This window comes from Slackia sp. (assembly GCF_977041755.1).
This window is the reverse complement of the sequence record NZ_CDRRGL010000002.1, coordinates 23,184-46,127: the sequence shown is the minus strand read 5'-3', so window position 1 is coordinate 46,127 and position 22,944 is coordinate 23,184. Positions and strand designations below refer to the sequence as shown.

Sequence of the window (22,944 nt, the reverse complement as noted above, 5' to 3'; positions counted from 1 at the left end):
TCACCACATTTGCCAGAACTGAACATGACCCCTTTGATGTTCATGCCAAACTCCAGCACAATAGGAACCCATAAAGAGAGGTCTCAAGGCGTCGGCCTTGCATCTGGAAGGAAGCTCCTATGCTGAAAGTTTCGAAAACCGCGCTGCTCTTCATCGCCGGTATCGTTTGGCTCGCGGCAGGCGTGAATATCGCTCGACTCGGCATTCTTTCGTTCGGCCAAATGAGCCAGGGCGTGTGGTGGCTGCTCATCATCGGCGCAATCGCTGTGTTCACCGTGTTTCATATCAAGATTTTCTCGAAGATGGTCGGAAAGCACGCGAACCGCATCGCCGGCTACGTTGAGGATAAAATCGCCTTCTGGCGCTTCTTCGATGCCTCCGGCTATATCATGATGGTCATCATGATGACGGGCGGCATGAGTCTTCGTGCTTTCGGCCTGGTTCCGAATTGGTTCATTGCCTTCTTTTACACCGGCCTCGGCATTGCCTTGGCGCTTTCGGGCATGAGCTTCCTGGGTCGTTTCGCTCGCCGTGGCAACCTGCCCGTTCCTTGCACCGCGCTTTTCCGCTCCTTCTCTCGCGAGTAGCATTCGATCCAAAACCTGCTAAATGCTCGTAGTATTTAGCAGGTCGCGATAAGCGAGCTCGTCACAAGGATTCTCCTCGTTAGTCCTCCCCTGCTTCCTGTGCTCATGATTGGCTTCGGAAGCGGGGGTTTCTTTTGCCTGTAAACCTGCTTAATGTTCGTAGCATTTAACAGGTTCCAAGCTTTTTCGTCTAACATAAAAGGCCCCGACGTATGCCGGGGCCTTGCTGCGGGCTTAAAGCTTTTTACGCCTCGATAGCTTCCGCGTCGTCTCCGTCGTATTCGCGATGGTCGGAAATCAGGAAGATGAAGACCAACGAGCTGATGAGCAGCATGAAGGGGTAGAACAAGCACGGAATAATCTGGAATGCCGTTATTGCATAGCCTGCGCTTGCGGTCGTTGCAATGGCAATGAGCATTTGGGCGCCATAGGGGATGATGCCCTGGAAAACGCACGAGAACGTATCGAGGATAGATGCGGTCTTGCGACGCGAGATGTTGTAGGTTTTTGCCATGTCCGCCGCGATGGGATTCGCCATAACAATTGCCACGGTGTTGTTCGCGGTTGCGATATCCATGCATCCAACTAAGATGCCCATGCCGAGTTGGCCGCCTTTGCGGTTCTTGAACGTGTTCTTGATGGCGTTGAGCAGCCATACGAAGCCACCATATTCGCGAATGAGCGCGCAGATGGCGGAGACCAGAATGGCGACCATCGTGGTCTCGAACATACCTGCGGCGCCAGTGCCCATGCTCGTAAGCAAATCGGTTGCGGCGGTGGCTCCCGTTGCAACCATGATAATGGCGCCGGAAAGAATGCCCAGAAGCAAAACAATGAAGACGTTGATGCCAATAATGCCGCCCGCCAAAACAATCAAGTACGGGATGAGCTCGATAAGCTCGTATTCATGAATCACCGCGCCTGTGATGTTCGCGTTGAACGACAGCACCAAAATAATCGCGAGCGACGCCAGCGCGGCAGGCAGCGCAATCTTAAAGTTCTCGCGGAACTTGTCCTTCATTGCGCATCCTTGACCCTGGCACGCCGCGATTGTCGTGTCCGAGATGAAGGACAGGTTGTCGCCGAACATCGCGCCACCCATGACCGACGCTACGCAGAGCGGCAGGTCGAAACCGGAGGCTGCGGACACGGCAACAGAAATGGGCGTAATGAGCGTGATAGTTCCCACCGAGGTTCCCATGGCGAGCGAAACGAAGCAGCTCACGACGAACAGGACGGCCACCGCAAACTCAGGCGGAATGAATGAGAGCATGAGGTATGCGACGCTTTCGGCGCTGTTGCGGCCTACGGTGCCTACGAATATGCCGGCCGCCATGAAGATGAGAATCATGGTGACGATCGTCTTATCGCCAATGCCGCGGCCCATGATGGCCAGCTTGTCATCGAAGCTGAGTTTGCGATTCTGGAAACATGCCACCAGAAGCGCCACAAGGAAGATTACGACGATGGGAATGCTGTAAAAGCCCATCTCAATCTTCAGGACGTACTCGAAGAGAATTCCCAGGCCCAGGTAAAGCACAAGGAATACCCCGATCGGAGCGAGCGCCCGAAGGTTACCTTTTTCCATTTTGATTATTCCTCTCTGTTTGCATAGCCTTTCTATTGTAGCGAGGAATGCGAACGTTCCAGGTGACAACGACGGTTATTGCTCATCAAATTGGATGTTTGGCTTCGATATCGTGTTGTGCGAGCTTTTATGCCAGGTTTTGAGCGCAGTTGCTCCTCCGCAGGTCAATTGATTGTTGTAGGCTCCCGTTCTGCAAACACGGCCCGCACATTGCTCGATGCCAAAAGGAATGGCTCTTTCTGATAGTTGGCTTTGAGGCAGTGCCCTATCATGGGACATGCTTTATGTATTTACGGTTTCCAGCCACCATTCGCCCTGGCTCGTTTTTATAAGCGCTATTCGATGCTTTGGTGGTTGCAACAAAACGTTATCGATTCGACAGGCGGTGTGTTGTGGGTAATTCGGTCTCTTCTTTCGCTCCGCTTGATGAAGAGGTTGTTGCGCAATGGCTCGATTCTTTCGACCTTTCATCTTCGACCAAGAATACGTATAAACGGGCATTTAAATCGTTCTGCGCTTTCGTCAGTGACACCTCCCTTGATTTCGATACCCTTACGAAGCGCGACATTGTTTCGTTTCGCGAATACCTTGCTGTTGATAAAAGCTTGAAACCAACGACCGTTTCTAATTATCTTGGTGCCGTAAGATCGTTCTTCTCTTATGCGGAAGAAAATGGAATACCCAATATCGCTCGTGGCGTTCGAGGCGAAAGGGCGTCGCGGGATTTCAAGAAAGCTTCCCTCTCGGTCGATCAAGCTCGAAGATTGCTTTCATCCATCGATCGTGAGACGGAAGCAGGCATGCGAGATTTTGCGCTGCTGAATCTTATGCTTCGTACTGGATTGCGCGATATTGAAGTGGTTCGTGCCGATTGCGGCGATATCCAAACGGTATCGGGCGTTGATGTGCTCTATATTCAAGGTAAGGGCCGACCCGGTAAGGACAATTACGTTGTGCTTACCGAAAGCGCTTTGGCGCCTATTCGCGATTATCTTGAAATGCGCGACGATTCACGTGGTGGCTCTCCCCTCTTTACCTCGGTTGCTCGTCGGAATTCTGGAGAGCGGCTTACAACGCGCTCTGTATCTCGCATTGTTAAAGAAGCAATGCGGAAAATAGGAATTGATGACCCTCGCTATACCGCGCATTCTTTGCGCCACACCGCTATTACGTTTTCTCTGCTTGGCGGCGCGAGCGAGCGTGAGGCCCAACAAATGGCCCGTCATGCCGATATCAGCACAACGATGATTTATGCCCACAACATCGATCGCATCAAGAATGCCGCCGAGAATAATATCTCGCGCCTTTTAGACTAGGCGCTTTGAAGAAAGGGGCACCATTTCATTTCGTCCTTCTCGCTACGGTTTCTTAGTACTGATATAAGCGATAGGCATCTAGGCCTGTTAATAAGGCTTTCATTTGATACCAGCCCTATTTTTCCTGCCGCCTCCCATCTCATTTTTCTTCGAGACGGGAGGCGTTTTTTATACTCAGGCTTCCAATGGCGTGACCCTGGCCGATCATTTCCTCTCTTTGGGGTTCCGAGCCTGCTGTATTTATTGGTTCCGAGAGTGCTTACTGCCTCTTCTGCTGCTGGTTTCAGTGTTCTTCTACATATTTTCGCTCGTGTTTTTTAGTTCTAGACCGCTACTTTCAAAACAATCGATACGAGCAGGGGATATGAGATAGTTTACTTTGTATAGAGCGCGATATCTTTACTTATTAGATTTTATAACCTAGCAGCAAATTACGACGATATTGTCATGGGACCGGGCCGACCGTCATCCGATCGACCTCTCTTGGCAGGGTGGGATGCCTTTCGCGCCGTTGAAGATTTCTTCCTTCAGATCCTCGGTCAACTCCAGGAATGCGGTATTGATTGAACTGCCTTTCGACCCCTTGAGGGACGTTCTAGCGGCTTCTAACGTCGGAATTTATGCGGGTAGAGCCCAATACTTGCTTTTGGTACCTAAGACCCTTAAAACGCCTTGAATTCGATGTGGAACTTGCCGTTATTTCGCTTGTTGTCCATATCCAGCCTTGAAGCGTTGGCTTACCTGCAATGGACTTTTAGGCTTTCGCGTTATAAAATCTTACCGTTCTTAGTGTCACCCTTATGGGTTTGGAAGATCGATGTTTGGAGTTGCTCGTTTTGGCTCAGCCCTCCCCTCTTTCCACGTTTAATCTCGATGAGGCTATCGCTGAAAGTCTTCGTGCTGAAGCGGAGTTTCGTCGTTACAATGCATCTGCTACGGCGCTTACTGACTGCCTTGAATCGAATGGCTTTATCGAACTTTCCGTCGACCTTACGCGCGATGAGCTTCTTCAGGGCTATGAGGCTTTGATTTACGTTGAACCTGCTTTGGTCTCATCGGGTACTGTGCATTTCGATTCCAGCATTGGTTCTTTTTCGATTCGGCCGCTTGCTCCGGTAATGACCGTTCCGCCGACCGCTTTGCAGTTTTACTTCGATTTGTTCGGACTGGGCGACCCTGAGAAACATGCGTATAACGAAGTGCTCGTTAGCTATCTGCATCTTCATGACGATCGTGAGCAGACGTATAAACTTTACGCATGCGACTCCCTTGCTGATATCGAGTTCCTCCTTTCTTCAATTCGTAATGAGCCTGCGCTCATTTTCACCGGGCGTTTTCAGACTCGAAACGGCGCATACCGCATGCCCCTTAATACCCAGCGCGCCCAACAGCGCACCTTAAATGCGATTTGCGTTGATATCGATCCGTCGCATGATGGCGTCGAGGATGAAGATGGTCCTATGGACCCCGTTGTTTTGGAGAAAATTTTCGAGCGCATTGATGGCAGGCTTTTGCCGTCATACGTCTGCCTTACTGGTCGAGGGATTCATCTCTGGTACATTTTCGATGAGCCCTTGCAAACGTTTCGGATTCATAATCCGCGGCGCATGAAATACAAAGCCTTGGCCGATGCTCTCTATGCGTATTACGGCCTCATTTGTTTCGACCTTCCTTGCGTGCTCGATACGCATTGCACTTCGCTCAATCACGGTTTTCGCGCTCCGGGATCGCTTACGAAACGCGGTGAAGTTGTTCGCTGCTTTTGTCCCGCCGACCGCGTTTTCAAGCACTCAACGGTGAATCCGCTTTCGCTTTCTCGCGTTTTGGCTTCTTTCGATCGTTTGCCATACGCTTCTGAGCTGGTTCTTTGCGAGGATGACGTGCGGTGGAAGTCGTTTGAAGACATTGCGGACGAGATTGAGGCTCGCCAAAAGGCCTTTGAGAAAAAGCCTGCAAGCGAAGATCAGCTCGTGTTTATTCGCGATTTATACGAGAAAGGGAATTTAACTCAGGCCGAGTTCGATACCGCCACCTCGTTGAATGCTCCTGGGGCGAGCATTCTCATTCAAAAGGGCGTGCGTCGTCGTGGACAAAAGCAGGAATCTGGGAATAGGCGTCCCGTTCGTTCTCGCTGGAAGACTCGCCCCCACCCCTTGATTGCAGGTGAAACGGGCGGCGTGTATCAAACGATTTACGAGAATCTGCCAAAAGTGCCTCTGGGCAGGCGATATTTGTCGCTTTATATGCTCGCCGGAGTTGCGTATATGATGGTTCAGCCTGTTAAAACACGTAAAGAATTGCAGCGCGATTATCTGGATTTGCTGAATACTCCATGGGCAAAAATGGGCACTCCCCTCACCCGTCGAGATATCGATAACGCTTTGATGGGCTACAAGAAGGATAACTGGCAGACGAGGAACTCCGAGGTTCGCACTCTCGGCTTCGATCCTTTTGGCGAGCCGGAGAAGCGCAACGGTCGTACGCGTGTTGCTCATCTTGAAGAGGTCGCTCGCCCCGCGTATTCCCAAAAGTCTCGAGACGAGAAAACGGCGGCAATCGCGAGTGTGCTGGTTGAAAACCCTGGCGCTTCGAAGAATTTCGTCTCCAAGGTTACGGGCATCTCATACCCTACCGTTTTGAAGTACTGGGTTGCTGCGTGTGATTTGGCGAATGTCGATGATACGCGATCAGGCAATCATTCTATATAGTTTATTGCCAGGGACGCTTCGCTCTTTATATGACTAGCTCGCTATCGATGTATAAAAATATTCTGCTATCTAGCTAATAAAATAGGTAGATAGCAGAATAGTAATCTATTTAGCTATTAAACAGTTATGGAAAAACGGGCAACCATACCAGGTCCATCATTTGTGACCTGGGGTTTTGCTATTGCAAGCTCAATTAGTGACCCAGAGGGAAAGTTGCCGAATGTTACAATTTCCTTCACGCATTCGATGAATTCATAGTCTTGTTGGTAGGCGCTTGTAAGAAAGCGCTCGTCGTCGGTCAACCACGCAAAAAGAGGAATATTCTCGTCATTCGTTATATCGGAAAGCACTCCTTTATTGCTCCCCTCCCCTATCGTGGCCCATAGAAGATAGAGCTGCGTTGCTTCCCCTTTAAGAGCCGGGTTGAGAATTGTTGTTCGTGCGGGGACAAACTGGTACGCGTCTCCATAGAGTGGGACGCGTACCGGAAGGCGTCTAGCCATTCTTACGCAGTTCCTTCTTGACGCTTTCCTGAATCCATTGGCTCACAAGGCTTTTGATGTTCACGTCTTCGCCTGCATACTTCTTTTCGAAGACGATCCTATCAATGTCGCGCTTAAGGCTTACAGGAATACGGATGTTCATTTGGGTGAGCTCTTCTTCAACAGGAGCCGCTTCAACCTCCTTTGCCTGTTTGACCCTTTTCTTGGCAACGGGAACCGATGCCTCTTTAGCCTGCTTTGCAGGCGCTTGGACGGCTGGTTCCTCTGGCTCCACTGCTCTTCTGGGCTTTGGCGCAAATTTGCTCGAGAGCATGTCGGCCTTAGCGGCCAGCTCGGGTTTAAGATCTCCCATCAGAATCTTGTTGGGGTCGGTTCCGGTCCTGCTCATTTACTTCTCGCTCTCTTGCTCTTTGGCGCTTTCGTTATGAAGGAATTCAGCGACAAATGCACGATAGTCGGCAATGGCCGCCGATTGCTTCGGTGCGTCAAAGAGGTCAACCGATTCCATTTGGCATTCCATAACGGCTACTGACTGTCGAATGAAGGTGTCATAAACGGGCGCTTCGAAGTATGCGCTGAATTTCTCTGTAACTTCGCGCATGACTTTCATTGCATTGAAGCGAGGGTTGAAACGCGTAAGCAGGATGCCAATTACCTTTGCTTCAGGGTTCAATTTTTTGCTGACCATGGCAAGGGTTTCTGCAAGATCGTTCATGCCTTTTGTTGAAAAAGCACCCGTATCGGTCGTGACGATGATGCCGCCATCGGATGCTACGAATGCATTGATTGACAATGTTGAGAGGTTTGGCGGCGTATCGATAAGGATGAAGTCGTACTCATCTTTAACCGATTTCAAAGCATCGCGCATATGCTCATAACGATCAATTGCGTTAGCGAGCTCAGTTTCTGATGCAAACAAGTCGTTATCTGCAGGCATCAAATCGTAATGCTTCGTCTCGTAGATTGCCTCAGAAGCTTCGCAGCGATTCGTGATAACTTCGTAAGTAGTGTTTTGGCCATCGGTGTTAAAACCGGCCCAATCGGAAATATTTCCTTGGGGGTCCATGTCTACAACAAGAACTTTGCATCCAAGTTCATTCAGGCCAGATGCAAGTGCGCCTACTGTCGTTGTTTTTGAGCAGCCACCTTTTCGGTTTGCCACGGAGTATGTTTTACCCATTCTGTACCTTCTACCTGGAATTACTTAATTCGTATCAATCTATCTGAATATCATTTTAGCACGATATTCAGATACCTCCCTATTTCACTAACAAAATATCTAAGTATCGAGATAGCAGACTAGTCCGATAGTTCACTAGTGGGCTATTCGGCTAATTAAATAACAAAATAGGAAAATACGGAGCTAATAAAATAATGAAGTAACTAAATAGTGACCTAACCAACTAATAAGATATTAAGCTAACAGAATAGCGAAATAACCAACTAAGCAAATAGCAGGGTAGCACGCTATCATAATAGAAAACTCCTAGAATATTAGGCTAGCCAAATAGCAATATATATAGATAAGTAGATAGCCAGATAGTGAGATATCCAGCAAAAAGTGATGACGCTAACCAGATAGCTAGCTATTCAAATAGACAGCTAACAAGCTAGTTACATATCAAGCTCCATACTTTATTGGATAGCATGATACTGAGATAGTAAGCTATGCAAATAACTAGATAGCTGAATAGAAAACTAGTCTCATAGCTAGATACTTGTGTAGAGAGCTATTGTGCGAATCTAATCGCATTGAAGTTTCGGCCAATTTGAATGGTGGAGGAGTGCGCGCCTATACTCGCATTGAGTAAAGATAGCAAGATAGCTCGCTACTGAAATTGCCTGCTAGTACGGTAGCTCAATCTGGGTCGGTGTGATCTTCGGTCGATTGAACAATGATTCGGGTTGCTCCAATATGCATTCTCTCATGGTTCGCACTCCCCTACCCTGCGCCTGAAGAGGCTGCGCAGGCTTATACGCCCAGGGAGCTTGAGGACGCGGCATATCCCTCTCTCTTCTCAAACCTTCTTGAAGGGCCGTTCGCGCGTACAGCTTTGGATTAGGAAGGAACCCCTAGCGTCCTTTCGTATTGAGGGAATATCGAAGCGAGTTCCCTCCCCTGCCCTCCTTATTCGTTCTTGAGCAGCCTGTCTCACCTCTTTTGTTGTCTGTGGAGCTACGTTCGTTCATCCGGCTGCCTACAGGGCGTTGTGCGCCAGTGATTTACGTAGATTGACGAGGCTCGTTATGGGCAGGAGGACTGTCTGACGGAGGGATTTGATCTGCAGCAATAAAGCATGAGCTGTTTAAATTCTTGTTTTGAACGAATCGCAGCCAAGGCTTTTGCTTAGAGAAATAGAAGGATTGGTAGCGGAATATCAAGCTAGCTAAGTAGCTACATATCCAAATGGTCAGTAGATATCATGCGTCAACGAGATAATTAATGCTGCAAAATTCATCGATAAGAGTATGACTTGTCGTTCTGAACAGGCAAAACCCAAGAAAGAGAATTGATAGATAACTAGATAGACAGCTAACAAAATAGCAAACTATTGATCACGATTAACAGCGTGAAGGGTGCTTGGTAAGAAGTAAAGAGGCAGCGATGCAACGAGGACGCAGCGGGGATGACGAAAGCACAATGAGGACGCGGCGGGTAGAGAAGAGGCGCGGTACGCCGAAATAAAATGGCGCTAAAAGCCGCCTCAGAAAGGAACCGCGCCAACCTCCGAGATGAACTCTGGGCCAAGGACGCATCCAGCTGGCGGTGATAGAGGCGAGGCCGTGGATCGGAATGGTCCGTGGATCGGAGTGGTTGAAGGGCATTCTCATAGAAAAGGCCGATGGACGATGGGCAGGAGAGTGCATGGCCAAATTTGGCCTTGAGAGCGGAAATGAGGCCCTATATTGAGAAAAAAAGTATAAGTACCCCATTTGGGTTGAAATCATGCCACAGAAGGCATCTCAGACGGATAGTTTTTGGTCGTCAATGCTCCTTTTCGCTCGATGGGAGGAATTCGCTCGACTCTCAAGCCTAGGGTTCGTGTAGGGGCTCATTGATTTTGTCACGGTGGCCTTGGGGCGAATCGAAGAATGCCGGCCCGCAATTGCATGCGATTAAGGTCGAAGGGTGCGACGTACCGAAAGCCAGGGTCAGTGTGTTTGTGGCAAGGCCAATGGGTTTGTCTCCCGTTTCCCCAAAAAATGCTCCGTTTTGCAGCACGCCCCGTTCTCGCGATTTTCAATTTAATCGTCGTCTCACCGGACGTGGCGCTCAGCGGACGAGAACGTTGCATTTCGTCGACCTTTCAATCGGAATTTGCCTAGATTGCGACGCGTCATTTGGCTTCGATATTGATATGGGGTCGTCGGGGATATTTAAATCTTATTGATAGCATGGGGCTCGGTATGCGAAAGGCGCTGAAGAGAAGGGCGCTGAAGATTATGGAGCGGTTTTTTTAAAGGAGCGGATGGGCGATTGGGTGTTGGAATCTCGTTCTTGTACTACTCCCGGTGTTTCTTCTGCGGCTCGGGGACGGAGCAGCAATGCATGAATTCATGCTCGACGCCTCAAGCAATTGACGTTCATACAATCAATCGATCGCTAAGGCGTACAGCTCTGGAGGGGGTATGGGGAATTTTGATATGGATGATTCTGCTATGTCGCATGTGAAATTTTAAGGGGGCGGGGTAGTAGAGCGCTGTATATGACGGAATGTGGGAAGTGAAGAAGCCTAGGGAACTGCGTGATTATCGGGTGTGCTGAAAGTAATTCGACCGTTGAATCGAACCTGGCGCATGGCGAAGAGCGCATGCCTCGAGAGCCGATACGAGCTTGGGGCTAAGGTCGGTTAGTTGGATTGGAAAGTGAGCACGGAATTCAATCAATGAATAGCTCAGTATATTTCGAGGTTGCAGTTGAAAGTGGGGATAGGGGCAATAAAAAGACGAGCTCGAGATAGGGTCCATTGACTAAGCTGCGCAGAAGAATTCTGGAAAAGCGATAGGTAATTGAGCTGAATGCAACGATAGGGCTCTGTGCCCAACATGCGGTTCATCGTATCGTTTTGGGGGTGCTTGTGGGGTGCGACAGAACAATCGAAGCGGAGAATGAGGGGAAGAGGATTAGCTGCGACGCCGCTGACGGATGCGAACAAGGAAGAAAATGGCCCACGAATCGAGCAATGCTATTGAATTAAAGGGTTCAAATTGGCAAACAATCACGTAAATGAACCAGCAGGCATAATATTAGTGTTTACATTGTAAAGAACCAACGAGAAAATCATGTGCGATAGGAAATATAGATGCTACGCCGCATGGGAATGAAATCGGATTTCGACATGGTGTTCGCATGATTCGATGCTTGGTGCGAAACGCCGTGATAAGGCGGGGAGCCAAGGATTGCGCGCCATTCATCTTCGTATCGAAAGGGGAACAGGAGAGATCGAAAGGCGAAGAAGAGCATCGGAAAGGTGCAGGAAGAAGAAAGCATACGAGGGATACTCGATCGATCATAGTCTTGGCACGAGATGCTATGAGGGGCAATAAACTGTGCAAACAAAAGAGGATTTAAGTAAACTTTCAAATGAAAAAGTCTCGAGCTGACCTCATATAAAGGGATCAAAGGCATCAAGAAGCAAGTTTTCTTGATGCGTAAGATGACCATAGAGAAAAGCATTGGGAAGGAAGGGAAAGGGTAAGGGAAAGGGAGAGGGGAGCGCATCGGGCTTGGGGCAAGGTGTCTTGGCTCTGGTATATGAAAAAGCGAGTAGCGTATAAAGGGCAATGATTGTAGGAGGGGATGTAATGTTATGTAAAACTGTAAAATTCCCCGCAGAGGCAGAAGTGGAGATGGCGATGGTAGTTCTCATATTCGCTAAACCTGAGAAGGACTTTCCACACTCATTGGGAAGCGGAATGACGCGCGATTCTATGGCTTCGGGAGTATTCGCGCGAAGGCGATTCGTCCTTATGGGTTCTAAGAAAATGCAATAGATTACGCGGATAGAACACTCGAAAAGTATGGAGCAGATGAGGCGCTTTGCATGCCAATTGCCAATAGAAAAAGCCCGCAAGTGGTATGAATTGGATGACTCGGAGGGCGCACGAGTTCGTCCGGCAATACGGGATTGTTCCTTGCTCCTGCAAAGATATTGCAGCGCTTCCTGTAAGGAAAAAGCGATGGTTATTGACCCGCCCGCTATGAGCATATGTTTGCTCGATTGGGGCGCGAAAGGTGGATTTCTTGGGTGTCGGTGGCCAGGTTTGATGATCTCCATGGATGGGCATGATGTCGCTATGCGGGAGCTTGTTCGCTTCATAGAATGCAACCCTTGAAACGATGAGATGCGCCGTTCGGGATGAGCATACGGGATGATCCCTTTGAGTGAGCCTTTGGAATGAACCGGGGGAACGTAACCTATGGAATGCAATCTACGGAATGCGGCTTATGGGGCGAAACCAATGAGAAGCAACCAATGGGATACACCCGCACGTTCTCGCCTTTTGCATATCCTCGGATTCACTCAAGCTTCTACGCCGACAATGCGCCCGCTAACTCGGCAATAAGCCTGTAATACTTGTAGAGTAGTAAGCTAACAGAATAGCGAGATAGCAAAGTAGTCAGATAGTATGATAGTAGAATAGCCCACTAATGCATTAGCAAGCAAGAAGACCCTACGTGTTCGAGCGCGAGAAATTGCATAACCCAAAATCAGACGCATGTCCGCGAGCGGGTGTTCTCAATTGGCCGTAAGGCGATTCCCGCCCTCGTGACTTCCTCTTACGATGAAGATGGCTACGTGTGAGGCTTCATTTAGGGAGGTGCCTGCAATGTATTCTGCAATCCTCAAAGGCAAAGCGGCAGCTTGGTTTCGCTCCGCGCCCAAGCGCTCCTGGTTCGCGGGCGTACTAATCCTGGCGCTCTGCGTGCCGGCGATTTCTGCGTGCAGCGCTGGCGGTAACGGCGAGGGCGAAGCGGGCGGCACGGCAACAGGAAAGGGCTCCTCGGCACCCGTCGGATTCGAATACGGAAATGAGGTCGAGCATTGGAATGTGGCCTTGTCCGACCGTTCGCGTGATTCGTTCGACGAGGCAGCATATATCGCGGTGCTTCAAGAATTCCGGGCAGCAATAGAGGGTGACGACGCGTCGGCGCTTCTGGGCGCCTACGACGAACTTGAGCGCCTTTTCGCCGACCTGTCGAGCGATCGCGCGCTTGCGAATTTCGACCAAGCGTGCGCCGGCTTTGACGAGGCTGCCGCAAGCGCGTATGCGGCAAAGCAGGCGGCGTATGACAGCCATTATCAAGAGTGCGCGCATGCATTCATGGATGCACTGGAATCGAAGCACGGCGAGGCTTTCAGGGCTCATATTGGCGAGGGGTTCTCGAGTGTCCTGAACAATTCGAGCGTGGCGTCTTCAGAAAGCGCTACGTTGCGAGCGAAGCGCGACGATCTGGCGGGTCAATATAGCGCGCTCGTGGCGCAAGATGCGAGCGACGCCGAGCTCAAGCGTCTCTATGTGGAGCTCGTCAATGCAAACAATGCCTGGGCGCGAAGCCTGGGATACGAGAACTACGTCGAGTACGTGTTCGCTATGGAATATGGGCGCGATTACACGATGGCCGAAATTGAGGCGGCGCAAGATGAGGTTGCGAGGGAATTCGTGCCGGTGTATCAGAGCTATGTGGCCAATGTTATGGACGACGATATCGATGGCGCCTTCGATGCTCTCGACGAAAGCGAAGAGGCGCTTATGGCGAACGCGCGGGCATGCGTGGCGCGTGTTTCGCCTGCGCTTGGGGAATCGTTTGACCACCTTGTCGATAACGGCTTGTATGACATATCGGCGTCGGAAGCTAAGGTTCGCAACAGCTATACCGTGGAAATGGCGGCGTACAACGATGGCTGCGTTTTCGTGAATCCCAATACTGAAGTGACGGACTGCGCGGCAATCGTGCATGAATTCGGCCACTTCAACCACATGTATCGGGTGCGCGCGAATTCGTTTATGCCCAATACCGTTTTCGATGTGCAGGAAATTATGTCGCAGGGCCTGGAGCTTCTGTGCTACGACCATTACGACGTGCTTTGCCCTGGGTATGGCGATGCGCTTCGAGAATATGTGCTGTTCGACAAGCTGGTTGCGGTACGCGAGGGGTTTGCCATAAACGAAGCGGAGACGCGCGTCTATCGCGAGCCCGATTTGACGGTCGATAAGGTCGATGCCATTTGGGCTGAGGTGTACGAGAAGTACTCGTGGCCGGCGGACGAGAATGAATGGCTTTCGACGTCGCACCTGTTCACCTCGCCGTTTTACTACGCCGCGTACGGCACTTCTGCGCTCGCCGCGCTCGATTTGTTCGCGGAATCGCGCAGCGACTATGCCGCGGCCGTTGGTACGTATCTGCGTTTGAGCGAGCTTGCGCCCGAAACGACGTATTGCCAGGCGCTTCGAGAGGCGGGATTGCCCAATTATCTCGAAAAAGGCCAGGTAACGGCGTTCTCGATTCGACTTGCGGACGCGCTTGGGGTGTAAGGCTCCAGGGGCACATGGGTCTACGACGCGCACGACGCGCGCGTCGTGCGCATGCGTCTGATGGCCCTGCCTGGAACTTGAAGCCTGGAACTTGAGCTTGGGGCTTTCGCGGTGGCCATCCAACAGGGGCTGTGCGTGCTGGAGATTGGGCTTCTCGCCCTATGGGGATGCTTAGTGTGAAGAGTCATCGCGTGGCTTGTGAGGCGAGGTCGAGGTGCCCATGTTTGCGGGCTTGCCCTCTTCCGGTCTTCGCACGGTTCACGGGGTGGGGCGGCATGCAAAGCCTCGACTTCGCATCTTGAAAAACCAGGGGCCTGCATCTTAGACTATCCCATGATGGGAGAGTCGGTCAGGCGTCTCCTTGCAGCAGATGGGAGATGCATGAAAGAAGAGCTGCTTTCGATTGGCGAATTCGCGAAGCTGCGCGGCGTTTCGGTGAAATCGCTTCGGTATTACGAGCGCGTCGGTGCGCTTAAGCCAGCTTACGTGAATGAGGAATCGGGGTATCGGTACTACTCAATCAACCAGATTTCCGATTTAGACATGGTGACCACCTTCATTGAGCTGGGTGTTCCGTTGAAGGAAATCGCTTCGACCGCGGCTTTGGGCTACGGGCAAAGCGAGCTTATCGAGAAGGGGCGCGAGCTGGCGAGGGAGCGCATCGGGCGCGCCGAGGCGCAGCTTCTGCAGCTCGACCGCTATGCCGACGAGATCGCCGAGTCGCAACGATTCCAATCGAAGAAGCGCTATGAGCGCGAATTTGCCGAGCGACTTTTGCTGTGCGCGCCGCTTGGCGGCGATTTCGATATGCGCCGCTATGCTCGGGTGACGAGCGCGATATACGAAGCCGCGCCGGGCATGCGGCTTGTCCCTCTGTATACGGAAGGGGTTGCGCGCGGGCTTGGCGTGCCTTTCTTGGGCGTTTCGTTAGGGGAAGAAAACGGGCTCGTCGCATACGTGCAAGTGGAGATGCTGCCGAGCTATCCCTTCGATGCCGAGGCCGCAACGCGTGTCGCGCTGGAGAAGGGAATGACGCTTGTGCGCCTTTCTGCTGGGCGATATTCGTGCGACCATGTACGCTCGGCCGATTTTTCCGAATGCTTTCAATTCGGATTGGACAAGATCGGTGCTGCGAATGGCCCCGTGCTGCTCGCAGAGCAGTGGGAACCCGCTTCGACGCCCCGCGCGTTTGTGCTGGAAGCGCAGGCGTTCGTCGGCCAGTTTTTGCGTGCGACCGAGGCGTAGGCGATGGGTTTTCTGCGCGGTTATTCGCGAGCATTGTCGCTCGATACTGGCAATTTTGGACGGCATCTTTCACTCGTTATCGCAGATGAAACGACTGGTTTGCCTATTGCTATCTTGGTAGATAGATAGCAAGATAGCAAAATAACATACGGAAAGCTGCTGGTAAGCGAATCGTGCTGGCAGCATTCTTCTGCGTTGGCGCAATTTGTAGAGCCCTGCGTTAATTCGACATGCTTGCAATCCGCTTTGTTCGACATGTGGGCGTTCAAGTTGAAATGGTTTTGCTTTCGCGGCATCAACTGCATGGGCGGCAACTGCGCTAGAATCCAAGGCATTGTTTTTGGAAAGCGAAAGGGCGGGCGTGCGAGGCGACCATCGAACCATATTGGGCATCGACCCCGGCCTGGCGAATACCGGCTGGGGCATTGTGGAACAGGATGGGTCGCGGCTTCGATGCCTTGCTTACGGCTGCGTGTCAACGCCCGCTTCCATGGAGCTTTCGCAGCGCTTGCTGAAAATCGCGCAGCAAATAGGGGCGGTGGTTGATCGCTTTAAGCCTACGTGCGTCGGCATCGAAACCGTGTGGTTTGGGCAAAACATCACGGCGGCGTTTTCCACGGGCCAGGCTCGTGGCGCGGCGCTCGTGGCGTGTGCGCAGGGTGGGCTTATGGTCGGCGAATTCACGCCGCGCCAAATCAAGCTCGCGGTAGTGGGCGAGGGCACCGCCGAAAAAGACCAGGTCCAGTACATGGTGAAGCAGATTTTGGGCTTGGACGAGGCGCCTCATCCCGATCATGCTGCCGACGCGCTCGCTGCTGCGATTTGCTATGTGACCCACGGGCCGCGCGCCCAGCGCACATAGGCTGTAGCGCTCGGTTAGCTTGTTGCCGTGGGCGGCTAGGGTATTGGCGGCGTTTTCGGCGGGCCAACGGCTTGTTGCGTGTTTGCCGTAGGCCGGGCCCGCCGTTTGGCGTGGGTTGATGGTTCTACTGAGCGCAGGTTTGCGTTGCGTGCGCGGTTCATCGGTTCGTACCCAACGCACATAGGCTGCTGCGTATTTGTTCGAGTTCGAGAAAGGGCTGTTCATGAGCGTGCTGTTTTTGGAATATCCGAAATGTTCCACCTGCAAAAAGGCCAAGAAATGGCTTGACGATCATGGCGTGGAATACGTTGATCGCGACATCACGACCGAAAACCCCACGGCGACCGAGCTTGCCGAATGGCATGCGCGTTCGGGGTTGCCGTTGCGACGCCTCTTCAACACGTCCGGCATGAAGTATCGCGAGCTTGGCATTAAGGCGAAGCTCGACGCCGGCATGACCGACGCCGAGTGTTTCGATGTGCTCGCGACCGATGGCATGCTCGTGAAGCGTCCGCTGCTCGTGGGTGACGATTTCGTGATCCCCGGTTTTAAGGAAGAGACGTGGGCCGAGGCGCTCGGGCTCGATCGCTAGACGCCTGGTTTGGCAAGAGTATCGTTTCAGGTTGGTGGCGTCCAGCGGTTTGATTGAGTGTTTCCGAATGGCGGGCTTGCTGACCTGCGTCGTGAAACGCTCGCGCGTTGCGGCGAATGCGTTCGCGCGTGCCCCACGAAGTCGATTTCGATGAAATAATCGAACGGGGCGCTTCCCTGTGCGTAGTTGCGTAGAATGGGCTCAATGAAGCGGCGCGGCGAAAGGGAGCAGGTGCATGATTACCGTTGAGACGATTCGAGAGCGCCATTCCGTGCGCGAATATGACGGAGGGCCTCTTGATCAGGCCGAGTTCGACGCGCTTGGTGCCGTGGTGGAGGAATGCGCGCGCGAAAGCGGCCTTGATATTCAACTTGTGGGCGACAATCCCGAGGTTTTCAACGTGATTGCGCGTTTCGGTTTGATTCGCGCGTGCCGCACGCATGTCGCATTCGTAGTTGATGACGCCAAGGCGCGCGGCGTGGCCGCCGACGAGGCCATTGGCTATTGGGGCCAGAAAATCGTGCTTGCCGCGCAAGATATGGGACTCAATACGTGCTGGTGCGCGCTGTGCTCGCGCAAGAAATCACGCGCCGTTGTGGCGCCGAGGAAGAAAATTCGCCTGATCATTGCGGTGGGCCACGGGAAAACGCAAGGCTTTTCACGGAAGACGAAGAGCGTCGAGGCGCTTTCTTCCGTCGAATGCGTGAAGGCGCCGGCGTGGTTTGCGGCGGCCATGGAAGCCGCGCAGCTGGCACCTACGGCGATGAATAATCAGGATTTCAAGATCACGCTGCTTTCCGACGCGAAAACCGTGCGCATTGATGCGCCGCAAAGCGGGCTCAATGTGATTGACGAGGGCATTGTGAGGTGCAACTTCGAAATCGCCGCGAACGAGGCTGGCGCCGATTGGCGCTGGGAGCGTGATATCTAGGAAGTGATGGGCGCTTCTCTAGGGGCGTGCTCCGGGGTGCTCTGGGATTTGGCTGCTGTCGATTGGGGTTTGTTGCGGCGGCGATTGAGTGGGAGGAGCTGAATAAACGTTCGATTAATGATATTGCCAGATAGCAGGCGTGGTTTTAAGCGAATCCGCGCCTGCGTTTATATACGGGGCTATGCTGCCGATTAATGTCCGCGATGCTCTTGCTTGCGCTTCGGATTTCGCTGCTCGAAGTTCGTCGCCTGGGGTTTCTCGCCGGCAGTCTGCCTCCTCACCGAAGGGGAACTGACCGTTCCTTGCGAAGCCGCGGGGCCGGCTATATCCGCTTGTTGCGGGCTTGCTTGAGCCAGTTCCTCTTGAAAGAGCCGATGTCGCCGAAGAATTTGTTGTATGTCTCGCCATCCTCCTTGGCCTCGTACTTGACTAGGCCGAGTTCGATGGTGCAGAGATAATCCGCCACTTGCTCGAGGCGGTAATCGGTCATCGACGTCTTGCGTCGATGGACGGCCCCTTTTGAGAGGACCTTGCCCACCGAGCGGTCGAGCGCTTGCTTGGCGATGTCCTGGCCGTTGTCGTAATAGACCTTCACATCGTCGAAGGATTGGAAGAAGCCCAGGTGTTCAATCATAGCGGAGGAGATGCCGCGCCCCATGCGCTCCATTAGCCTTGCCGGGTCTTCGAACTGACTGCGGCGGTAGACGCGAACGTGATATAGGAGATGGGGAGCTTGCGAACAAACGAGGAGAAGTAGGCGAGCATCACCTTGCGCTGCTCGATGCCGCGAAACTCATAGTCCTTGTGCCCGTTCATGAGGGGCTCGGAGTGAAACGGAATGTTAGGGAGATCGGCCCTGGCAAGCTTGGCCCCTAGCCCGTGACCGCCTCGGCGACGCTGTCTGCCTGGTTGCGAAAGACGAGTGTGAGCAAGTAGTAGCGAGCCTTGCCGCCGCGGTCCGCTCTCATCGACGGAGATGCTGAGCTCCTTGGCCAATGGGAACTCCTGATGGAATGGACAAAAAATAGCCGGGGGACTCCCCCGGCACTTGGAGGTAGCTAAATAAGCCACCAAAAATCATATAGCATGCGCTGGCGGTGAGTACAAGAGGGGAGCGGGATGGAGCTACTGTTGATAGTGCCCCTGAAATAGATTCGCAGCTTCTTCAAGATTACGGAACACGAGAATTGATCGTCGAAGCTGGCTTGCGATAGCAACCCGAAGCTTGCCTTTGTCCGTACGAACCTGATTCAGAGGCGCAGTGACACCATCCACGAGGGCGTGCCTGAGATCTTCTCGTCTCGAGGCTCCCTCGTGTGCCCGGCCGCGGGCGGCTCCCGGGGCGGTCGCCGCCGTCATTTCCTCCCGCTCCTCGACTCGATGTAGGCGTCAACCGACGCCCTCGACACCAGGAGCTTCCTGCCGAGCCTGTACGAGTCAATCTCTCCCGACCAGATGAGGTCGTACGCCTTGCTCCGGCTCGCCCCCATGTATTCCCGCATCTCGATCACCGTCATCCACTCGTCGCGGCCCCGCTGGTTCTCGGACGCGGCACATTCCGTCGCTTGCGCCATGGTTGCCTCCAATCTCTCTGCGCGTGTCGCGCGGTGCGTCCGCGCGGTCTCGCATGTCATTTCGTCTGCGCGACGATTGAATCGCCTGATTGCGGTTGGCGCGCACGGCGGGAGTGGGGATGGGTCGAGGTGGGTCGAGCTAGCCGGGCCTTCACGAAACGGCCACGAGCCGCGTGCCTTAGCTCGCGGCTAAGTCCCTGAAAAGTAAAAGGCGCCATGCGGGCGTCTGCCTAGTAGCTGGAATTGTTCGGTTGTGGTCGGAATACTCGTCTTACGCGGTGCTGTCGTCCGGGGTCCGGCATCTGTCGTTCGCCTCTTTTGTCGTGTTTGGTGTTGCGTGTTCTGCGAGCGACCTTGCGCGGGCCTGCCGGCCCGTTGCCCCAGGTGCACCCAGATAAATGGTACCCATCCGTTGGGACGCGGCTCGCCATGGCCGGCATTTCGGATGCGAGTCGTCGGGTAAACGGCTCTGTTCTGAGTGAAATTCGATTCAGGCGTTTAGCGAGCTTAGCTGCGGTGTGCCCATGTTCTTTCGCAAATCCCGGCTATGCGTTTACACAAAGCCGGGATCGAGCGTAGATAGCCGATATAATAACGGAATGCCTCAACATGCCTGAGTAGCAGGTGGATGGGTTGGCACGCTGTGACCATAAAAAGAGGAAATGAGGGCGGCATCAAAGACAGAAAGAAAATCGAACAAGACGCTGTCAATGCGGTCAATCTCTGCTTTAGAGGGGTTAATCGCGTCTCTGCCGATATTCTCACGAACGATAAGACTCCGTGCGTTGATGGTTCCATCAGCCTCTATTCGAGCGAGGCCATGTCGAATATAACGCTCGTCGGCAGCATTGACGTTCAGGTGAAGGGCACTGAAGCTAAGAGAAGGGCCGATGAGCCGAAAAGAAGCGTGAGCATTGTTGATCTCGAATACTATCAAACTCATGGCGGGGCGCTTTATTTCGTTGTGTTCGAGAACAACGAGCGCGATGAAGTGTTTTACCGCTTGCTGCTTCCGTTTGACATAAAGCGAATACTTCGCGACCACTCTGGCCAGAAGAGCGTCATGCTGCGATTCAAGGCCTTTCCCGACGACCGCGATGAAATAACAAGACTCATCACGAAAGCGATTCGCGAAAAGGCGGCGCAGCAGCAAAGTGCCGCACTGGCTTATTGTTCAGTGGATGATTACGAAGCGGGCGGGTTCAACTTTCCCGAGTGCGTGCTCACTGTAGACGTGACCCCCAATGAGAGCCTTGCCTCTCTCGGCCCGTACAAAAGCGGTGTTTATATCTATGGAAAGGACGAGCGTGGGCTTCGCTTTCCGGTTGACAAAATAGAGGACCTTACTGCCGTTGCGATTGGCGGAAAATGCGTCGTTTCCGCAGGAGAAATCTCGTTCGAGACGTTATTTTTCAAAGGCGAGGACGAGGTAAGCGGGATATTTTACAAGTTTGATGACTTCAGGATAGAGGCGAGCAGCAACACTCTTCGCTTGAATGAAAAGGGCCCTTTGTCCATTAGGTTGAGAGACCTGAAACTGTTGCGGGAGTTGAGGAATGGCGCTTCTCTGTTGGTGGATGGGCGTCAGTTCCTGCATGGTTTCGCCCCCGATGAGCGGACGGGCAGCAAGAGCCTCGATTCTAAAATCGAGGCTCTTGACTGCATAGATGCCGTCATGAAGTGCCTCAACGTTAAGGTCGACCTTGACGTCGAAGCGCTTACGGACCAGAACCTTCGTGATTTGCACATTGCTTACAGGGCCCTTATCGGCGGAGAGCTGCTTCATCGCTCAAACAAGTCCGCCGGGATGTGCTTGATAAAGCTGCCTGGGTTTAGTCTCAAGTTTCTGCTCTACGACAAAGGCAATGACGACTTCCTGCTGATGGACGCTCTTAACGTGGATTCTTCGATAGTGACGCCCGTCCTTACTGACGACGAAGGCGTTCCCGTCGTCCCCGTGCCGCCCCTTCTGATTCAGACGGAACAAGAGCTGCTCGAGCTCGGCAACATAGATTCGGAAACGTTTGAAGAGACATGCGACTCCTTTCCCGTCAGTGGAGACAACTCGTATTACGTCAACAATAGAATGCTTGATTTAATCGCCGCCGCCGATAACAAGGCGGTTTGCGCCAGCGACCTCTTAAAATGCGCTGCGATTCTGGTTGAGCGTTTGGAACCGTTCACCGATCCTGAGATAACGGTGATCAATCGTCTCCAAATCAAGAAGCGAGTCGGTCGCCTCACCTCCGATGACGAAATGAATCTCGCCTCGCTTGTTGCCACTGGCAATAGCCTTGAAGCAAAGGCGTGCGCTGCGATACTGCGCGGTGACGAGATGCAAGCTAACGTGCTAATAGGAATGCTTCCGCCAGAAAGGGCAAACGAGCTTCGCGGATGGCCCGTGTATCACCTCCTGGAGAGGAGCGAAGCAGACTAGCTCGATCCGTTTTGGTCCGTATCGGCCCTGGCCCATGGTTAGAGCGACAGCCGAAACCCGAATCTTTCGTGCAAGAGGCGTGCTAGGGCTGTTCAAAAGCATGAACTTATAATTGAAATGCGAACAAAGGGAGGTGTTGGCAGATGTCGCTCGGCTATGTAGGGCATGCCCGGCTCGAAGCTGAGGATACCGAAATTGCCATCTACTCCTATACGGGCGAAAACTGGAACGTCCAGGATGAGGCGATACGCAAGAGGCTCGAAAGCGCTATCGGGCAGATCACAATCGACAAGTCCTGCCTTATCGAACCTGAGCTGCACGGCAAGGTCAGAAGAATGCCCAACGGCAGAAAGAAACTTTTCGAAAAGAGAATCATTAGGCATCCCGACATATCAGGACTGATTAGCGACGGAAGCATCGTGGTTGACGAGTTGTGCGGCGTCGACGCCGAGGCATCGGACCACCGCCCCTGCATTTACATTCGGTTGCTGTGCATCATTTTTGAGAGTTACCAGCTAAACGGGCGACTTCCCGAAAAGGAAGGCTTCATCCTCTAATCACGCCTGTGCCCTAAATCGCGAATTCGGTTCGACTCATGGGCAAGCCATCTGAGACTACTCGCTTTGCCCGTCAACGACGAAGAGCTGCGACCTGCGGTTTTTCAACCAGCATCAAAGCCACCCGCGTTAGTTCACTTACGATTGTAGCTGGTGGCTTGCACGCTAAAAGAGGGCTGAGTTTCAAAACGGGCGTTTTCGGCGCCATCGAGCCTCCAAAGGCGGCCCGCCGCGCCCTTTGGGACAAAAACAAAAACTCAACGTCCGGGGGTGCGGACGAATAGTTGGACCGTTTGGTCCGGTCAGGAGTGGAGAGGGTAAGATTTCTTGGACACCAAGTTAAGGGCGAAAGGTGTTCTATATGACCCAGAAGAGGAAGCGTTACGACAAGCAGTTCAAGATAGCGGCGGCGCGGGTGGTCCTCGGCGGCGAGATGAGGGCTGTCGACCTTGCGAGGGAGCTCGGAATCAAGGACTCGACGCTCAGGCGGTGGGCGTAGGAGTAC

18 protein-coding genes are annotated in these 22,944 nt (G+C 52.8%); 12 read left to right on the top strand and 6 right to left on the bottom strand.

Features of this window, described 5'->3' with window-relative positions:
- The first annotated feature begins 119 nt into the window (after positions 1–119).
- Positions 120–587, top strand: coding sequence for a hypothetical protein (locus ACWI8T_RS00465; protein WP_449137533.1), 468 nt, complete (start codon positions 120–122; stop codon positions 585–587).
- Between the two features lie 244 nt (positions 588–831).
- Here the strand turns inward: ACWI8T_RS00465 and ACWI8T_RS00460 are convergent, their stop codons facing one another.
- Positions 832–2,175: a Na+/H+ antiporter NhaC family protein gene (locus ACWI8T_RS00460; protein WP_449137532.1), complete on the bottom strand. Its 1,344-nt coding sequence runs from the start codon at positions 2,173–2,175 to the stop codon at positions 832–834.
- A gap of 392 nt (positions 2,176–2,567) precedes the next feature.
- On the opposite strand from ACWI8T_RS00460, the gene ACWI8T_RS00455 reads away from it, so the two are divergent.
- Positions 2,568–3,491, top strand: a complete 924-nt coding sequence (locus ACWI8T_RS00455) for a site-specific integrase (RefSeq protein WP_449137531.1) — start codon at positions 2,568–2,570, stop codon at positions 3,489–3,491.
- An 821-nt stretch (positions 3,492–4,312) separates the two neighbouring features.
- On the top strand, positions 4,313–6,199 hold the full coding sequence (locus ACWI8T_RS00450; protein ID WP_449137530.1) for a hypothetical protein: 1,887 nt from the start codon (positions 4,313–4,315) through the stop codon (positions 6,197–6,199).
- Positions 6,200–6,315: 116 nt separating this feature from the next.
- Here ACWI8T_RS00450 and ACWI8T_RS00445 read toward each other — a convergent pair whose 3' ends face one another.
- The 3 genes from ACWI8T_RS00445 to ACWI8T_RS00435 are packed head-to-tail and all read right to left on the bottom strand — an operon-like array spanning position 6,316 to position 7,882.
- The gene (locus ACWI8T_RS00445; protein ID WP_449137529.1) at positions 6,316–6,702 is read right to left on the bottom strand and encodes a hypothetical protein; all 387 of its coding nucleotides are present in this window, start codon (positions 6,700–6,702) and stop codon (positions 6,316–6,318) included.
- Positions 6,695–7,090, bottom strand: coding sequence for a hypothetical protein (locus tag ACWI8T_RS00440; protein WP_449137528.1), 396 nt, complete (start codon positions 7,088–7,090; stop codon positions 6,695–6,697). Before ACWI8T_RS00440 ends, ACWI8T_RS00445 begins: the two co-directional genes overlap by 8 nt.
- Positions 7,091–7,882: a ParA family protein gene (locus ACWI8T_RS00435; RefSeq protein WP_294375747.1), complete on the bottom strand. Its 792-nt coding sequence runs from the start codon at positions 7,880–7,882 to the stop codon at positions 7,091–7,093.
- Positions 7,883–12,534: 4,652 nt separating this feature from the next.
- Here ACWI8T_RS00435 and ACWI8T_RS00430 point away from each other — a divergent pair.
- The 6 genes from ACWI8T_RS00430 (at position 12,535) to ACWI8T_RS00405 (ending at position 17,871) form a co-directional block, all read left to right on the top strand.
- Positions 12,535–14,241 (top strand): hypothetical protein, encoded by a 1,707-nt coding sequence (locus ACWI8T_RS00430; RefSeq protein WP_449137527.1) that lies wholly within the window; start codon positions 12,535–12,537, stop codon positions 14,239–14,241.
- 381 nt (positions 14,242–14,622) lie between these two features.
- Entirely contained in the window at positions 14,623–15,486 is an 864-nt protein-coding gene (locus ACWI8T_RS00425; protein WP_449137526.1) for a MerR family transcriptional regulator, read from the top strand.
- 361 nt (positions 15,487–15,847) lie between these two features.
- Entirely contained in the window at positions 15,848–16,348 is a 501-nt protein-coding gene (gene ruvC / locus ACWI8T_RS00420; RefSeq protein WP_449137525.1) for a crossover junction endodeoxyribonuclease RuvC, read from the top strand.
- A 223-nt stretch (positions 16,349–16,571) separates the two neighbouring features.
- Positions 16,572–16,940, top strand: a complete 369-nt coding sequence (locus ACWI8T_RS00415) for an arsenate reductase family protein (protein ID WP_449137524.1) — start codon at positions 16,572–16,574, stop codon at positions 16,938–16,940.
- A 57-nt stretch (positions 16,941–16,997) separates the two neighbouring features.
- Positions 16,998–17,099: a 4Fe-4S binding protein gene (locus tag ACWI8T_RS00410; RefSeq protein ID WP_418861024.1), complete on the top strand. Its 102-nt coding sequence runs from the start codon at positions 16,998–17,000 to the stop codon at positions 17,097–17,099.
- Between the two features lie 76 nt (positions 17,100–17,175).
- Complete coding sequence (locus ACWI8T_RS00405) at positions 17,176–17,871, top strand: nitroreductase family protein (protein ID WP_449137523.1); 696 nt, start codon at positions 17,176–17,178, stop codon at positions 17,869–17,871.
- A 322-nt stretch (positions 17,872–18,193) separates the two neighbouring features.
- On the opposite strand, the gene ACWI8T_RS00400 is transcribed toward ACWI8T_RS00405, so the two are convergent.
- Both ACWI8T_RS00400 and ACWI8T_RS00395 read right to left on the bottom strand, forming a co-directional pair.
- A complete protein-coding gene (locus tag ACWI8T_RS00400) occupies positions 18,194–18,538 on the bottom strand; it encodes a hypothetical protein (protein ID WP_449137522.1) in 345 nt (114 codons plus the stop codon).
- Positions 18,539–19,226: 688 nt separating this feature from the next.
- Positions 19,227–19,445 (bottom strand): helix-turn-helix domain-containing protein, encoded by a 219-nt coding sequence (locus tag ACWI8T_RS00395; RefSeq protein ID WP_449137521.1) that lies wholly within the window; start codon positions 19,443–19,445, stop codon positions 19,227–19,229.
- Positions 19,446–20,088: 643 nt separating this feature from the next.
- On the opposite strand from ACWI8T_RS00395, the gene ACWI8T_RS00390 reads away from it, so the two are divergent.
- From ACWI8T_RS00390 to ACWI8T_RS00380, 3 genes are all read left to right on the top strand, one after another.
- Positions 20,089–21,882 carry a hypothetical protein gene (locus ACWI8T_RS00390; protein WP_449137520.1) on the top strand — a complete coding sequence of 598 codons (1,794 nt, stop codon included), beginning with the start codon at positions 20,089–20,091 and terminating at the stop codon, positions 21,880–21,882.
- Positions 21,883–22,025: 143 nt separating this feature from the next.
- Complete coding sequence (locus tag ACWI8T_RS00385) at positions 22,026–22,439, top strand: hypothetical protein (protein WP_449137519.1); 414 nt, start codon at positions 22,026–22,028, stop codon at positions 22,437–22,439.
- A 361-nt stretch (positions 22,440–22,800) separates the two neighbouring features.
- Positions 22,801–22,938: a transposase gene (locus tag ACWI8T_RS00380; RefSeq protein WP_449137518.1), complete on the top strand. Its 138-nt coding sequence runs from the start codon at positions 22,801–22,803 to the stop codon at positions 22,936–22,938.
- Positions 22,939–22,944: the final 6 nt, after the last annotated feature.

Excerpts from the sequence above, each read along its gene's own strand:
- ACWI8T_RS00465 (WP_449137533.1), top strand. The coding sequence starts at position 120 with ATGCTGAAAGTTTCGAAAACCGCGCTGCTCTTCATCGCCGGTATCGTT.
- ACWI8T_RS00460 (WP_449137532.1), bottom strand. The coding sequence starts at position 2,175 with ATGGAAAAAGGTAACCTTCGGGCGCTCGCTCCGATCGGGGTATTCCTT.
- ACWI8T_RS00445 (WP_449137529.1), bottom strand. The coding sequence starts at position 6,702 with ATGGCTAGACGCCTTCCGGTACGCGTCCCACTCTATGGAGACGCGTAC.
- ACWI8T_RS00440 (WP_449137528.1), bottom strand. The coding sequence starts at position 7,090 with ATGAGCAGGACCGGAACCGACCCCAACAAGATTCTGATGGGAGATCTT.
- ACWI8T_RS00435 (WP_294375747.1), bottom strand. The coding sequence starts at position 7,882 with ATGGGTAAAACATACTCCGTGGCAAACCGAAAAGGTGGCTGCTCAAAA.
- ACWI8T_RS00430 (WP_449137527.1), top strand. The coding sequence starts at position 12,535 with ATGTATTCTGCAATCCTCAAAGGCAAAGCGGCAGCTTGGTTTCGCTCC.
- ACWI8T_RS00425 (WP_449137526.1), top strand. The coding sequence starts at position 14,623 with ATGAAAGAAGAGCTGCTTTCGATTGGCGAATTCGCGAAGCTGCGCGGC.
- ACWI8T_RS00415 (WP_449137524.1), top strand. The coding sequence starts at position 16,572 with ATGAGCGTGCTGTTTTTGGAATATCCGAAATGTTCCACCTGCAAAAAG.
- ACWI8T_RS00405 (WP_449137523.1), top strand. The coding sequence starts at position 17,176 with ATGATTACCGTTGAGACGATTCGAGAGCGCCATTCCGTGCGCGAATAT.
- ACWI8T_RS00400 (WP_449137522.1), bottom strand. The coding sequence starts at position 18,538 with ATGGAGCGCATGGGGCGCGGCATCTCCTCCGCTATGATTGAACACCTG.
- ACWI8T_RS00395 (WP_449137521.1), bottom strand. The coding sequence starts at position 19,445 with ATGGCGCAAGCGACGGAATGTGCCGCGTCCGAGAACCAGCGGGGCCGC.
- ACWI8T_RS00385 (WP_449137519.1), top strand. The coding sequence starts at position 22,026 with ATGTCGCTCGGCTATGTAGGGCATGCCCGGCTCGAAGCTGAGGATACC.
- ACWI8T_RS00380 (WP_449137518.1), top strand. The coding sequence starts at position 22,801 with ATGACCCAGAAGAGGAAGCGTTACGACAAGCAGTTCAAGATAGCGGCG.